Origin of the sequence: Curtobacterium sp. MEB011 (assembly GCF_030209655.1) — a bacterium.
Classification (GTDB): Bacteria; Actinomycetota; Actinomycetes; order Actinomycetales; family Microbacteriaceae; genus Curtobacterium; species Curtobacterium poinsettiae.
In genome coordinates, this window is record NZ_JARVRN010000018.1 from 26,424 (window position 1) to 39,563 (window position 13,140).

14 protein-coding genes are annotated in these 13,140 nt (G+C 72.0%); 4 read left to right on the plus strand and 10 right to left on the minus strand.

Annotation, left to right across the window (positions count from 1 at the left end; all coding sequences use genetic code 11):
* Positions 1 to 2: 2 nt before the first annotated feature.
* On the minus strand, positions 3 to 908 hold the full coding sequence (locus QRN30_RS17400; RefSeq protein ID WP_017885809.1) for an AraC family transcriptional regulator: 906 nt from the start codon (positions 906 to 908) through the stop codon (positions 3 to 5).
* Between the two features lie 110 nt (positions 909 to 1,018).
* Here QRN30_RS17400 and QRN30_RS17405 point away from each other — a divergent pair, with 110 nt between their 5' ends.
* Positions 1,019 to 1,816: an SDR family NAD(P)-dependent oxidoreductase gene (locus tag QRN30_RS17405; protein WP_262118596.1), complete on the plus strand. Its 798-nt coding sequence runs from the start codon at positions 1,019 to 1,021 to the stop codon at positions 1,814 to 1,816.
* Positions 1,817 to 2,183: 367 nt separating this feature from the next.
* Here the strand turns inward: QRN30_RS17405 and QRN30_RS17410 are convergent, their stop codons facing one another.
* Positions 2,184 to 3,596 carry a protein kinase domain-containing protein gene (locus QRN30_RS17410; protein WP_017885811.1) on the minus strand — a complete coding sequence of 471 codons (1,413 nt, stop codon included), beginning with the start codon at positions 3,594 to 3,596 and terminating at the stop codon, positions 2,184 to 2,186.
* 239 nt (positions 3,597 to 3,835) lie between these two features.
* On the opposite strand from QRN30_RS17410, the gene QRN30_RS17415 reads away from it, so the two are divergent.
* Entirely contained in the window at positions 3,836 to 4,441 is a 606-nt protein-coding gene (locus QRN30_RS17415) for a dihydrofolate reductase family protein (protein WP_194590993.1), read from the plus strand.
* A gap of 12 nt (positions 4,442 to 4,453) precedes the next feature.
* Here the strand turns inward: QRN30_RS17415 and QRN30_RS17420 are convergent, their stop codons facing one another.
* The 3 genes from QRN30_RS17420 to QRN30_RS17430 all read right to left on the minus strand — a co-directional run bounded on the left by QRN30_RS17420 (position 4,454) and on the right by QRN30_RS17430 (position 6,829).
* Entirely contained in the window at positions 4,454 to 4,942 is a 489-nt protein-coding gene (locus tag QRN30_RS17420) for a hypothetical protein (RefSeq protein WP_284761637.1), read from the minus strand.
* Between the two features lie 94 nt (positions 4,943 to 5,036).
* A complete protein-coding gene (locus QRN30_RS17425; protein WP_042540425.1) occupies positions 5,037 to 5,900 on the minus strand; it encodes an ABC transporter permease in 864 nt (287 codons plus the stop codon).
* The gene (locus tag QRN30_RS17430) at positions 5,897 to 6,829 is read right to left on the minus strand and encodes an ABC transporter ATP-binding protein (RefSeq protein ID WP_017885815.1); all 933 of its coding nucleotides are present in this window, start codon (positions 6,827 to 6,829) and stop codon (positions 5,897 to 5,899) included. Before QRN30_RS17430 ends, QRN30_RS17425 begins: the two co-directional genes overlap by 4 nt.
* 262 nt (positions 6,830 to 7,091) lie before the next feature.
* On the opposite strand from QRN30_RS17430, the gene QRN30_RS17435 reads away from it, so the two are divergent.
* Positions 7,092 to 7,628 (plus strand): winged helix-turn-helix domain-containing protein, encoded by a 537-nt coding sequence (locus QRN30_RS17435; RefSeq protein ID WP_017885816.1) that lies wholly within the window; start codon positions 7,092 to 7,094, stop codon positions 7,626 to 7,628.
* A complete protein-coding gene (locus QRN30_RS17440; RefSeq protein WP_284761639.1) occupies positions 7,625 to 8,854 on the plus strand; it encodes an MFS transporter in 1,230 nt (409 codons plus the stop codon). The genes QRN30_RS17435 and QRN30_RS17440 overlap by 4 nt, the downstream gene beginning before the upstream one ends.
* On the opposite strand, the gene QRN30_RS17445 is transcribed toward QRN30_RS17440, so the two are convergent.
* From QRN30_RS17445 to QRN30_RS17465, 5 genes are read right to left on the minus strand one after another with little or no spacing between them, the layout of a single operon-like run.
* On the minus strand, positions 8,855 to 9,412 hold the full coding sequence (locus QRN30_RS17445; RefSeq protein WP_284761641.1) for a GNAT family N-acetyltransferase: 558 nt from the start codon (positions 9,410 to 9,412) through the stop codon (positions 8,855 to 8,857). It lies immediately after the preceding gene.
* A 20-nt stretch (positions 9,413 to 9,432) separates the two neighbouring features.
* Positions 9,433 to 11,193 (minus strand): AMP-binding protein, encoded by a 1,761-nt coding sequence (locus tag QRN30_RS17450; protein ID WP_502869543.1) that lies wholly within the window; start codon positions 11,191 to 11,193, stop codon positions 9,433 to 9,435.
* Between the two features lie 19 nt (positions 11,194 to 11,212).
* Entirely contained in the window at positions 11,213 to 11,863 is a 651-nt protein-coding gene (locus QRN30_RS17455) for an HAD family hydrolase (RefSeq protein ID WP_082046993.1), read from the minus strand.
* Positions 11,860 to 12,522 carry an HAD-IA family hydrolase gene (locus QRN30_RS17460; protein WP_284761644.1) on the minus strand — a complete coding sequence of 221 codons (663 nt, stop codon included), beginning with the start codon at positions 12,520 to 12,522 and terminating at the stop codon, positions 11,860 to 11,862. Before QRN30_RS17460 ends, QRN30_RS17455 begins: the two co-directional genes overlap by 4 nt.
* Positions 12,519 to 13,034, minus strand: coding sequence for a GNAT family N-acetyltransferase (locus tag QRN30_RS17465; protein ID WP_017885822.1), 516 nt, complete (start codon positions 13,032 to 13,034; stop codon positions 12,519 to 12,521). The genes QRN30_RS17460 and QRN30_RS17465 overlap by 4 nt, the downstream gene beginning before the upstream one ends.
* Positions 13,035 to 13,140 lie beyond the last annotated feature (106 nt).

The window sequence follows — 13,140 nt, forward strand, 5'->3', positions numbered from 1 at the left end:
GTTCAGGCGATCGCAACCTCGCCCCGCGCCATGAGCTCACGGGCCCGACCGGCGTCGGCAGCCGGTGGACGACCGTGCAGGGCGCGGTAGTCGCGCGAGAAGTGCGAGGCGCTCCGGTACCCCACCGCCGCAGCAGCCTGGGCAGCGGTGTCCCCGAGCACGATCATCCGCCGCCGGGCCTCTCCCAGCCGCAGCCGCCGCAGGTACTGCACCGGGCTCATCCCGGTGACCTGCCGGAAGCGTGCGAACAGGGTCGACTCGCTCGTCCGGACCGCCGCGGCCAGGTCGGCGACCGACCACGGGTCCGCCAGCCGATCGGTGAGCAGGGCCGTGGCGGCCGCGACCACGTCGCCGTCCCGGTTGCCGATCGCGGCCAGGATGCGCGGGGCCTGGTCGGTCTGCAGCAGCCGGAGCACGACCTCGCGGGTGACGAGCGGGGCGAGGACCGCCATGTCCTCCGGAGTGTCGAGCAATCCGACGAGTCGCGCGAACGCGTCCGCCAGCGCTGGTGTCCAGCTGCCGAGTCGGGCCGGGGGCGCTTCGTCCTGGTGCGGGCGGGACATCGCCGTCGCGACCTCGGCCACCACCGCGGGGTCGAGCTGCCAGACGACCGCGACGAATCCCGCCGGTTCTTCCACGGCGACCACACCGGCGATCACCGGCAGGTCGACGGGTGTGATGATGAAGCGCTCGCGACCCCAGAGCTGGTCGTCGTCCCCGACGATGGACCGCTTCTGCCCCGCGAGCACCACCGACACCGACGGCGTGTAGCGCTGGTACCCGAGGTCGGTCGGCGCGTCGACCCGGGCCAGGCGGAGTCCGAGCCGTCCTGCGCGCTCCGTGTCGTCGACGTGGGCCAGGACGCTCTGCAGCGCGCGGTCCAGTCGGTCCGAGGTGACGTCGTCCATGTACTCATTCTGTCGAGCCGATCGATGCACTGAACGCCCGTGCTGGATCCGGCAAGCAGTCCGGAGTCCTGTGCAATCGCCGACCGCCTCGCCGGACCGAGCATCGGAGCATGCAGACCAACGAAGCACTCCTCGACTCCTTGACCTCCGACGACCGACTGGCCGGCCGGACCGCGCTGGTGACCGGCGCCTCGAGCGGCATCGGCGAAGCCGTCGCCAGGGTCCTCGCCGCCTCCGGCGCGACGGTCGGTGTCGCCGGCCGCGACGTACAGCGCACGCAGGCCGTGGTGGATGCCATCACCGCCTCAGGTGGCTCCGCCGTGGCCGTCATCGGCGAGCTGAACGCGCACCCTGACGCCGTCCGCGACCTCGCGGCCAGTGCCACAGCGGCCCTCGGTGGCCGGGTCGACATCGTCGTCAACAACGCCGGCGTCTACCCGGTCGGCCCGACGGCGCTGCTCCCCGACGACGACGCCGAAGCGCTCTGGGCCACGAACGTCCGAGCACCGCACGTCCTGGTCGGCGCCCTGGCTCCGGGCATGGTCGAGCGCGGCTCGGGTGTCATCGTGAACATCGGCTCGTGGATGTCCCGCGTCGGCGTCCCCTTCACGGCGTTGTACCCGGCGACGAAGGCGGCCGTGGAGCAGCTGACCCGGGCCTGGGCCGCCGAGTTCGGCCCGCGCGGTGTGCGGGTGTCGACGGTCTCCCCCGGTGCCACCGCCACGCCGGGCAACGCCGACTCGCACGACGTCCTCGCGCAGATGACGGCGGGCACACCGGCCGGCGCACCCGTCCGGCCGGTCGACGTCGCGTTCGCCGTGCGCTGGTTGGCCTCCGACGAGGCGTCCTTCGTGCACGGCGCCACCATCGACGTGGACGGCGGCATCGCCGCGACCCGCCTCGGCTGAGGCCCCCCCGGGCGAGCGGGCGAAACACCCGGGTTCATGCGCGGAGGCACCCCGGCATTCCGCCCGCTCGGCAACCCCGACCCACGCGCACGAACCCCCACCACCGCGAGCGGGCGAAACACCCGCGTCAGCCCGCGGAGGCACCCCGGCATTCCGCCCGCTCGGCAGTGCGAGCCCACGCGCGCGAACCCGCACCATCGCGAGGGGTCACGACACCCCGCAGACCGGCGGGCGAGCGGTCACGAAGGGTCGGGCGGGAGCGCGTCAGCCGACGGATCGTGACCGCTCGGCGGACGGCGACGGCGCGGCGGGGCACGCCACCACGGGCGGACGGGAGGCGCGGTGCGGGGTGGCACCGGGCCTCCCCTCAGGCGGTGTGGTCGCCGCCCACCCGTGGGACCGGCAGCGAGTCGCTGGTCGTGCGCAGGGACTCCTGCCGGATCTCGAGCTGCGAGACGGCGAGCGCCGCCAGGTCGCGGAGGTTGGCGAGGTCGTCCTCGGTGGCCTGCCGCGGTCGGGTGTCGAGCACGGCGAGGGTGCCGATCGGCGCGCCGTCGTGCCGGACGAGCGGGACGCTGACGTAGAAGCGGATGCCGAGCGGGCCGGTGACCAGGGGGCTGTTGCGCATCTCGGGGTGTGCGGAACCGTCCGGGATCACGACGGGGACGGGCACGGGCGCGAAGCCGTTGGTGAAGCTGATGCTCCGGGCCGCCTCGTCGATGCCCTCGGCGATGTACGACTGGGACCACTCGCGGTCCTCGTCGAGCACCTCGATCAGGGCGATCGGTGCGTCGAAGAGCCGGGCAGCCATGGTCGTGGTGCGCTGCAGCGACTCGTTCGGCAGGGTGTCGAGGGTCGCCGGGCGATCGGTCTCGGGTCGCGTCGGCACCGGGGCTGTCTCGTCCGTCGGTTCGACCACGTGGTCGGGGGCGGCGGTCTCGGCGATCACGACGTCGCGGAGCATCGTGACCAGCTCGGGGCCGAGCGGACGGGCTGCGGGGTCCTGCGCGGTCATGGCGCGGAGCAGGTGCTTCCAGTGCTCGGGCAGGGGTTCGGGGACCACGGGGTCGCGGGACAGCCGCGCGACGGCGGACTCGACGAGCGAGCCCGGGAACTCCCGGCGGCGGGTGAAGCACTGCAGCAGCACGAGGCCGAGCGAGTAGACGTCGCTCGGCGGGCCGACCTCACCGCCGCGCGCCTGCTCGGGGCTGAGGTAGGCGGCGGTGCCGGTGGTGACGCCGTCGGCGGTCAGCCGTTCGACGCCGGCGGCGAGCGCGATGCCGAAGTCGGTCAGCCGTGCGCGGGCCCGTTCGGAGGCGTTGCCGTAGTCGACGAGCAGGATGTTCGACGGCTTGATGTCGCGGTGCACGACGGCGTTGGCGTGGATGTAGTCGAGCGCCTCGGCCATGTCGTAGCCGATCTCGGCGATGTGGCGCGAGGCGAGCGGGCCGACGCTCAGACGTTCCTCGAGGTCCTGCCCGACGACGAGCGACATCACGATGTAGCGCTGCTGGGTGCCGTCCTGGCTGGTGACGACCCCGGCGTCGAGCAGGCTGACGAGGTTGTGGTGCTCGAGCGACGCCAGCACGCCGAGTTCGGCCTCTTGCCGGGCGATGTCGACGATGCCCGCGTGGAAGAGCTTGATCGCGACCGGGCGGTGCAGGCTCTCGTCCACGCCGCGGTAGACGACGGACATGCCGCCCTGACCGATCGCCTGTTCCAGGCGGTACCGACCGTCGAGCAGCGGCGCGCTCGCGTCGTGTTCTTCCGTCGGGATCATCCAACCCTCGTCCTCGGCTCCGGCACCAACGATGCATCTTCGCATCCCGACGGGTATCCGTGTCGCCGAGCGGCGTTTCCCGGATCGGGGCGCGGTGCGCGGGGGCGCCACAACACCGGTGTTCGCGGGTCGAACACGCGCAGGTCGCGGTGCACCTCGGCAACACCGGTGTCGTGCGCCCCTCGATGGCGCTGGTCGGCAGCGCGCGCGTACGCTCGGCCCGACGAAGGAGTCATGCCATGCCCGCGAGGTTCGTCTACTGGATCAACGTCTCCGTCGACGGGTTCGTCGAACGGGCACCCGGCGAGCACGACGGCCTGGACGGCCCCGACTGGATGCGCATCGACGAGCCACTGCACCGCGAGTTCAACGCCCGGGCCGCCGCGATGACCCTGTCCGTCGAGGGCCGGGTCGTGCGCGACATGATGGACCCGTTCTGGCCCGATGCCCGGCACGACGAGTCGATGCCCGAGTACCTGCGCGAGTACGGCGAGATCTGGACCGCGCAGCCGAAGATCCTGGTGTCCCGCACGCGGACCACCGCCGACCACGACACCCGGGTCATCGGAGGCGACGGCGACGCGATCGCCGAGCTGGCCGCGATCCGTGCCGAAGGCGAGGGCGACATCGGCGTCGGTGGGCCGAGCATCGCGAGTCAGCTGCTCGACGCCGGGCTGCTCGACGAGGTCATGCTCTTCACGCACCCGTCGGTGCTCGGTGCCGGTCGGCCGCTGTTCGATCCGCCGCTCTCGGGGCACCGTCCGCTCGTGCAGCTCGACCTGATCGAGCAGCAGCGCTCCGACAACGGCGTCACCCTGCACCGGTACGACGTCCGGCGGTCCTGAACGCTCGGGCGATCAGTCCGCGCCGGGCGTTGCGCCGATCACGCGAACGTTCCAGGCGCTGTCGCGGTCACTGTCGAACCCGTTGAAGGAGATGCTGTCGACGTCGGCACGCCAGGTTCGCCGCAGGTCGATGCGTTGCTCCCCGTCGCCGCAGGGCATCGCCTCGATGATGTGGTTCCGCGACGTTTCCCGGGAGACGACCATGACCGAACCGCTCATGTGCCCGTCACCGAAGCACGAGAACTCGAGGTGGTCGACCGTCTCCGGGTGCGCGAACGTGATCGTGACGCCACGGTCGATCTCGTCGTCGTTCCCCGTCGCGCTCTGCCCGGCGGGTTCTTCGGCGAACATCGCGCCGAGGTCCCGGTCCGACTCGGCGGCCATCTGCCGCTTCTCCCAGGCGTGCAGCGCCGCCTCGTCGACGGGCGGCGGCCCGGCGCAGCCGGCCAGCAGCAGCACGCCCGCGATCGCGGGCAGGAGCAGGGCGGGGATGGAGCGCACGCTGTGAGCCTAGTGACGCTGCGGACCCACACCGCGGACGACGGGAGGCGCGGTGCCAGCTGGCACCGCGCCTCCCGGCCGTGGGGTGGTCGCGTCAGACGTCGCGACGGCGCGCGAGCGTCAGGGCGAGGCCACCGACGACGAGCACCTCGGCGGCGAGGACGCCGAAGCCGCCCCAGCCGTTCAGCACGACCCCGCTGTTGTCGACCGTGCTCGCGCCGTCGTACGAGTAGGCGTAGAGCTGGCCGCCGGCTGAGTCGGGCAGGAACGCCGCGATGTCCATCGGCCAGTCGACCTTCATCAGTCCGCTCATGAGTGCGAGCACCCCCGGAACGACCAGCAGGAGGCCGAGCGTGATCGCGATGCCGCCGGCGCTCGACCGGACGAGCAGACCGATGCCGTACGCGAGGAGCGCCAGCAGGGTCAGGAAGACCGACGAACCGAGGATCGGCAGGAACACCGACGGGTCGCTGACCTCCGGCTCGATGCCGTTGCCGGCCAGCAGCGGCAGCGAGATGAGGACGCCGATCCAGGTGGCGACGGCGCTGACGACGAAGGTCGCGATGGCAAGGACGGTGGCCTTCGCCAGGATCACGCCGGTGCGTCGCGGGTCGGCGGTGAACGTCGAGCGGACCTGGCCCGTGCCGTACTCACCGGTGATGATGAGGACGCCGAGCACGCCGACGACGAGCGACGAGAGCAGGACACCCACGGCGTTGGCGTTCACGAAGGTGCCGTTGGCGAGGTCCGTCGGCAGCTCCTGGCCGCCGCTGTTCGTGTTCGCCCCGATCAGCGCGGCCATGCCGATCGTGAGGACGACCAGGATCGCGTAGCACCAGAACGTGGACCGGATGCTGCGCAGCTTGATCCACTCGCTCCGCACCAGGTGCGGGAACGACAGGCGGGTCGAGCCGGACATCCGGGTCGACGGTGTGGTGGGCGAGGTGGTGGCGCTCATCGGGTGCCCTCCGATCGGTACTCGACGTCGTCGCGGGTGAGGGCCATGTAGGCCTCTTCCAGGCTCGCGCCGGTCGGGGTGAGTTCGTGCAGGGGGACGCCTGCCTGTGCGGCGATGTTGCCGACCGTCGGTGCGTCGGGCCCGACGACGAGGAATGAGCCGTCCTCGCGCTGGGTGACCGCGGCGTTCGGGCCGATGGCGTTGAACAGGCCGTTCGGGTCCGGCGTGCGGACGATGACACGGCTGACGGCGGCATCGGTGCCGGCAGCGGCGCCGCCACCGGCGACGAACTCCGCGATCGGGGCGTCGGCCAGGACCTTGCCCCGGCCGAGCACGACCACGCGGTCGGCGGTCTGTGCCATCTCGCTCATCAGGTGGCTGGAGAGGAACACCGTGCGGCCGTCGGCGGCCATGCGGCGGGCGAGCTGTCGGACCCAGAGCACGCCGTCGGGGTCGAGGCCGTTGACCGGCTCGTCGAGGATCAGGGTCTTCGGGTCGCCGAGCAGTGCGGCAGCGATTCCCAGGCGCTGCCCCATGCCGAGCGAGAACCCGCCGACGCGCTTCTTCGCGACGGAGTCGAGGCCGGTCATGTCGATGACCTCGTGCACGCGGGACTTCGGGATGCCGTGGGTCGCCGCGAGGGAGAGCAGGTGGTTGTAGGCGCTGCGCCCGGAGTGGACGGCCTTCGCCTCGAGCAGGGCGCCGACCTGCCGGAGCGGGTCGCGGAAGCTCGTGTAGGGCTGGCCGTTCACGGTGGCTGTGCCCGACGTGGGCTGGTCGAGCCCCATGATCATGCGCATCGTGGTGGACTTCCCGGCGCCGTTGGGCCCGAGGAAGCCGGTCACACTGCCGGGACGCACGACGAAGGAGACGTCGTCCACGGCGGTCTTCGGACCGTACTGTTTGGTGAGATGGCTGACTTCGATCACGGCGTCGACGCTACGGGAGCGGTGGTCGGCGCCGCGTCCGCCGTTGGGGGGAGATGTGGGCTCCCACAGGCTGACGCGGATGGGGCGGGGTGACGCGGGCGGGGGGTCGCGCTGTTTCGCGCTGGGCGACAGTTCACGCGCGCGGCGGCCCGTGAGATGTCGCTGAGCGCGAAAGACCGGTGCAGGGGCTCGGAGGTGCCCCTGGTGCGCAACCCCCAAAGAGCCGTTTGACGGTCTCGACCGCAGCGGCGACGATGGGCGCATGTCGAGCCTCCAGTCCCTCCGGGCGACCGCCCACCCGATCCGGCTCCGCCTGCTGTCGCTGGTGACGAGCACCGCGATGAGCGCGGCCGAGGCCGCGCGGGAACTCGGCCTCTCGCAGGCCACCGCGAGCTACCACCTGCGGGTTCTCGAACGGGCGGGGCTGGTCGCGGTCGTCGAGGTCGTGCGGCTCCGAGGCGGCGAGGCGAAGCGGTACCGGCACGAGTCGTCGTCCGAACCGTTCGACCTCGACGCCGTCCCCGATGGTGGGCACCCGGAACGCATCTCGGTGGAGGACCAGCTCGTCTACGTCGAGGCGCAGGTCGAGGAGCTCCGGCGACGACTGCACCAGCGGACCACGGGCCCTGCCGTCTCGACCGACGCCGAACTGTGGGTCGGCCCCGAGACGTGGCGGCGGGTGGTGCACCACGTCGGCCAGGCGTCCGCCCTGCTCCACGCAGCAGCGCAGCGCCCGCGTACCCCGGGCACGGTGCCGGTGTCGATGACCGTCTCGATGTTCCCCATGCGGCGACCGTGAGCACGCCGACCACGGGCGTCCTCGCCCACGCACCGTTCCGTTGGCTGCTCGCAGCCCGCACGGTGAGCATCGTCGGCAACGCCGTCGCGCCGATCGCCCTGGCGTTCGCCGTCCTCGACCTCACCGGCTCACCCGTCGACCTGGGTCTCGTCGTGGCCGCACGCTCGGTCGCGAACGTCGCGGTCCTGCTGTTCGGCGGGGTCATCGCCGACCGCCTGCCCCGCGACGTCGTGCTCGTCGCCACGTCGCTCGGCGCGGCGGTGACACAGGCCGCTGTCGCCGCGCTGGTCCTGACCGGCACGGCGACCGTCCCGCTCCTGGTCGTGCTCAGCATCCTGAACGGCGCGGTCGCCGCGGTGAGCCTGCCGACGACCGCGGCCATGGTGCCCGAAACCGTTCCGGAGGCGCTGCTCCGCCCCGCGAACGCCGTGATCCGGTTGAGCATCAACGCCGGGACGATCGTCGGTGCCTCCGCCGGGGCCGGCATGGTCGCGCTCGTCGGTGCCGGGTGGGGGCTGGCGGTCGACGCCGCCGGCTTCGCCGTCGCCGCAGCCCTGTACGCGCGGATACGCCTGCCCCGTCGCGCGTCGATCGCACCGGCCGACCGTCCGTCGGTGATCGCGGACATCCGGGAGGGATGGGTCGAGTTCTCGGGACGACGCTGGGTCTGGACGGTGGTCGCCCAGTTCACAGTGCTCAACGCCGCCTTCGTCGGCGCGACGACCGTGCTCGGACCGGTCGTCGCGGACGACTCCTTCGGCAGGGCGGCCTGGGGGCTCGTCGTCGCCGGGCAGACCGTCGGCCTGGCACTCGGTGCGCTGATCGCCCTGCGGTGGCGGCCCCGGCGTGCGCTCGGCATCGGTGTCGCCCTGATGGCGGTGACCGCGCTCCCCGTCGTGGCGCTCGGGGTCGCCCCGGCCCTGCCGACCCTGCTCGTCGCGTTCGCCCTGGGCGGGATCGCCCTCGAGCTGTTCGCGATCGCCTGGGACCACGCACTGCAGTCGAACGTGCCCCGCGCCGTGCTGTCGCGGGTCTACTCGTACGACATGGTCGGATCGTTCGTCGCCGTCCCGCTCGGCGAGGCCCTGGTCGGACCGCTGGCGCACGCCGTCGGGACGAGCACGACGCTGATCGGCTGCGCCGTCGTCATCGTCGTCGCCACCGTGGTCGCGGCGTCGACCCGGAGCGTCCGTCGTGTGACCACCGAGGTGCCCCTGCCCGTCTGATCAGTCCGGCGAGGCTTCGGCATCGACCTCGTACGCCTCGAACCCGGGCAGGTCCGGCACGGGGTCGATCGCGAGGCGGGCGTGCGTCTCGACGTCGAACCGCTCCGAGCCGTACCGGAGCTTCTGCCGTTCGATGCCCTCCGCGCTGAACCCTGCGGCGGCGGCGGCCCGACACGACGCCGGGTTGTTCGTCCGGTGTCCGAGTTCGAGGCGGAAGAGACCGGCGTCGAAGGCCCAGCTCGACACACTCGTCAGCGCACGAGCGGCGAGTCCTCGGCCACGAGCATCGGCTGCCACCCAGTAGTGGGCCCACGCCGTGCCGTGCCGGAACTCGATCGCCGAGAGACCGACGTTGCCGACCGCGACCCCGTCCTCGACGATCGCCCAGTTCCTCGCGTGGTCGTCGAACCGCAGTGCGCCCGTGACGTGCGCGCGGGCATGCTCCTCGTCATCGAGCCCGACCTCCGGGAACTGCGTCGCGAGATCCGGGTCCGACCGACTGGCGACGAGGAGTGCAGCCGCGTCGTCCAAGGACCACGGGCGCAGGACGACGACCATGTGTGAGCTCCGCCAGTCGATCAGCCGGCAGCGGGTCCGGCGTGCGGGCGGGGCGCGCGGAGGCCGGGGAACTCGTCGTCGCGCCACTCCCCCTCGGCACGTGTGCCGTTGGTCACCGACAGCTCCTCGCGCTCCCGCAGCTCGACGCGACGGATCTTGCCCGAGATGGTCTTCGGCAGCTCCGCGAACTCGACCCGGCGCACACGCGCGTAGGCGGGGAGAGCCGTGCGTGCGTACTCCAGGACCTGTCTGGCGGTGTCGGCCGACGCCTCCCATCCGGTGGCCAACGTGACGTACGCCTTGACGACGTTGAGGCGGGCATCGTCGGGAGCCGGGACGACCGCGCTCTCCGCCACGGCCGGGTGCTGGAGCAGGGCGCTCTCCACCTCGAAGGGCGACACCTTGTAGTCGGAGGACTTGAACACGTCGTCGGTGCGACCGATGAACGTCAGCTCGCCGTCGGCGTCACGGACGGCGATGTCGCCGGTGTGGAAGAAGCCGTCGCGCATCGACGACGCCGTGCGCTCGGGGTCGCCCAGGTACTCGGCCATCAGGTTGACGGGCCGCTCGGTCAGGTCCAGGCAGACCTCGCCCTCGTCGCCCGGTTCGCCGGTGACGGGGTCGAGCAGCGTGACGGTGACGCCGGGCAGCGGCTTGCCCATGGCTCCGGGGGTCACGGGGGCTCCGGGGGCGTTGCCGACGATCGCGGTGGTCTCGGTCTGCCCGTAGCCGTCGCGGATGGTGAGCCCCCACGCTCCCTCGACCCGGCCGATGACCTCGGGGTTGAGCGGCTCGCCGGCCGAGATGACCTCGCGGAGTGCACGCGGCTTCGCGCCGAGGTCGGACTGCAGCATCATCCGCCAGGCGGTGGGCGGGGCGCAGAACGTGTTGACCTCGGCGCGTTCGAGCTGGGCGAGCAGGCCGGCCGGGTCGAAGCGTGCGGTGTTGTGGATGAAGACGGTGGCCTCGGCGATCCAGGGCGCGAAGAAGCAGCTCCAGGCGTGCTTGCCCCAGCCGGGCGAACTGATAGTCAGGTGGACGTCACCGGGGCGGACGCCGAGCCAGTACATGGTGCTGAGGTGCCCGACCGGGTAGGACGTCTGGGTGTGCACGACCATCTTCGGCTTCGACGTGGTGCCGGACGTGAAGTAGACCAGGCACGGGTCGGTGGTCCGGGTGATGACCCGCGGGCGTGCCTCGCCTTCAGGGGCGGGCTCGCCCAGGTCGCTCGGGTACTCCGTCCAGCCGTCGGAGTGGCCGCCGATCACGATGCGCGTGAAGGCGCCTCGGACGTCGTCGTACTTGTGTGTCTCGCTCTGGTTCGTGACGACGTGCGCCACCGAACCCCGGTCGACTCGATCCTGCAGGTCGGCGGTGTCGAGCATCGTCGACGTCGGCAGGATGACCGCGCCGAGCTTGATCACGGCGAGCATGGTCTCCCAGAGCTCGAGCTGGTTGCCGAGCATGACGAGGACGTGGTCGCCCTGCTGCACGCCGAAGCCGTGCAGGCGTGCGGCGAGCCGATCGGAGCGTGCGGCCATCTCGGCGTAGCTCAGCCGCTGTTCACGGCCGTCCTCCTCGACGATCCAGAGCGCCGTGCGGCCGTTGTCGGTCGCGATGACGTCGAACCAGTCGGACGCCCAGTTGAACGTCTCGCCGAGGTCGGGCCACCGGAACCCGGCGCGTGCCGCTTCGGGAGAGTCCGCAGCGAGGAGTTGGTCGCGGGCGGCACGGTACGCGTCGGTCGGGTTCACAGAAGACACGGACCGATCATGCCGCATCCGGCTCGGAGCGGATCGATCAGGCGAGTCCCCGGAACCAGCGGTCGAGCCAGGGGACGATGCTCGAGAGGTCGTCCGCGTCCATCGCGTCACTCGCAGCCGCACGTGCAGCCGGGCTCGCGTTGAGCGCCAGCGCGCTCGGGAGCGCCCGGAAGAGCGGGATGTCCGAGCGGCTGTCCCCGACGGCGCAGCAGCGTTCGATCGGGACACCGCGGTCGCGAGCGAGCGCGAGCGCCCGGTCCCGCTTGTCGAACTCGTCGAAGTGCTCCGCGACGGACCCGTCGTGGACGCCGCTGCGCTCCCCCACCCGGGGTCCTCCGTTCGCGACGAACCCGAACCGCCGCGCCAAGGAGCGGGTCACGGGCTGCCAGGCGAGCGACGCGAGCACAGGTTCGACGCCGTGCGCAGCGCACCAGGCGACGACCGCGTCGGTGCCGGGCAACACCGGCAGGTCGTCGAGCCACCGCTCGACCGTCGCAGTGGCCGTGCCGCGCCACCCGAGGGCGTCGACCTCGCTCACCTGCTGGTTGGTGAGCTCGCCGTCGGCGTACCGGGCCTCTGCCTGGTCGAGGGCTCGCTGGTGCCCGAACCGGGCTGCCAGGAAGCTGCTGCTGGAACCGGGGGTGACGAGGGTCCCGTCGACGTCGAAGAACACGATGCCGACGGTCACGGCCGGCCGCTCCCCCGCACGACCGCGTCGAGCACCCGGATCGTCTCGTCGGTGTCGACGTGCAGGTGCGCCCCGATGCCGAGTGCACGGGCGGCCGCGATGTTCTCCGGGACGTCGTCGATGAAGAACACCTCGGCCGGGGTCGCCTGCAGGCGGTCCAACGTGATCCGGAACGCCTCGGCATCGGGCTTGTTCACGCCGATCTCGTGGGAGTAGCAGATCGGGTCGAACACCGCCGAGAACCGGAAGCGCCGCTCCTCTTCCTCGCGGGCGCCGTCGCCCGAGTTCGACAGGATCGCCAGGCCGATCGTGCCGCGGAGTCCGGCGAGGAAGTCGTACAGCGGTTCGTTCAGGGTGCCGCAGTACGCATCCCAGAAGTCGGCGCGCATGACGACGAGCTGCTCGGCCGACAGCCCGAGCGCCGTGCCGATCGCACCCCAGTACCGGTCGACGACGCCGGTCTGCCGCGAGGCGTCGGGCAGGTCGGCTGCGACGAGCCGAGCGGAGAAGTCGTCCGTCGTCATCCCGAGCCGCTCGGCCCACCGCGCCCGGAAGTGTCCGGGCCACGCGGCGTCGTCGACGAGTTCGAGGACCCCGCCCACGTCGAGCAGCAGCCACCGCACAGCGGGCACGGCCGCCCCGGCCGCCCCGGCGGTCACAGCGATCCCCGCAGCTGTCGGATCATCTCGACCTCGAGCTCACTCGGGTCGAGCACGTACGCCTCGGTCGCGCCCGTCGGCTCGTAGCCGCGCCGGGCGTAGAAGGCCTGCGCGCGGGTGTTCCCCTCGTGCACGTGCAGCCGCAGGGCAGACCCGTGCGTCGCCGCCCACACCTCGATCTCGTCGAGCAGCGCATCGGCGACACCAGTGGCACGACCCCGGTGCGAGGGTGCGACGTAGACGCCGACCAGGAGCGGTCCGACACGGGGACCGGGGACGTACACCCCCATCGTCCCGACCCACGTGCCGTCGGCGTCGATCGCGGCGAGGGTCGTCCCGCCGACGTCGTGTTCACGGCGACCGCGGCGCCGCCAGTCACGTTCCTGCAGCTGCTCGGCGTCGGCGAGCCGCTCCCCGTAGGCCTTCGGGGTGTCCTGGATCATCTCGAGCCGCAGCGCACGGACCCGCTCCCAGTCGTCCTCGGTGGTCGGTCGGATCGTCGTTCCCCGCATGCCCCGAGCCTAGGGGCGACGGGCCCGGAGAAGTCGTCCCAATCCGACGGGCAGAGGGTGCCGAATCACCTGCAACGACCGGGAACCACCCGGAGCGCTCACCAGC

Excerpts from the sequence above, each read along its gene's own strand:
- QRN30_RS17400 (WP_017885809.1), bottom strand. The coding sequence starts at position 908 with ATGGACGACGTCACCTCGGACCGACTGGACCGCGCGCTGCAGAGCGTC.
- QRN30_RS17435 (WP_017885816.1), top strand. The coding sequence starts at position 7,092 with ATGTCGAGCCTCCAGTCCCTCCGGGCGACCGCCCACCCGATCCGGCTC.
- QRN30_RS17415 (WP_194590993.1), top strand. The coding sequence starts at position 3,836 with ATGCCCGCGAGGTTCGTCTACTGGATCAACGTCTCCGTCGACGGGTTC.
- QRN30_RS17445 (WP_284761641.1), bottom strand. The coding sequence starts at position 9,412 with ATGGTCGTCGTCCTGCGCCCGTGGTCCTTGGACGACGCGGCTGCACTC.
- QRN30_RS17425 (WP_042540425.1), bottom strand. The coding sequence starts at position 5,900 with ATGAGCGCCACCACCTCGCCCACCACACCGTCGACCCGGATGTCCGGC.
- QRN30_RS17410 (WP_017885811.1), bottom strand. The coding sequence starts at position 3,596 with ATGATCCCGACGGAAGAACACGACGCGAGCGCGCCGCTGCTCGACGGT.
- QRN30_RS17465 (WP_017885822.1), bottom strand. The coding sequence starts at position 13,034 with ATGCGGGGAACGACGATCCGACCGACCACCGAGGACGACTGGGAGCGG.
- QRN30_RS17450 (WP_502869543.1), bottom strand. The coding sequence starts at position 11,193 with ATGCGGCATGATCGGTCCGTGTCTTCTGTGAACCCGACCGACGCGTAC.
- QRN30_RS17405 (WP_262118596.1), top strand. The coding sequence starts at position 1,019 with ATGCAGACCAACGAAGCACTCCTCGACTCCTTGACCTCCGACGACCGA.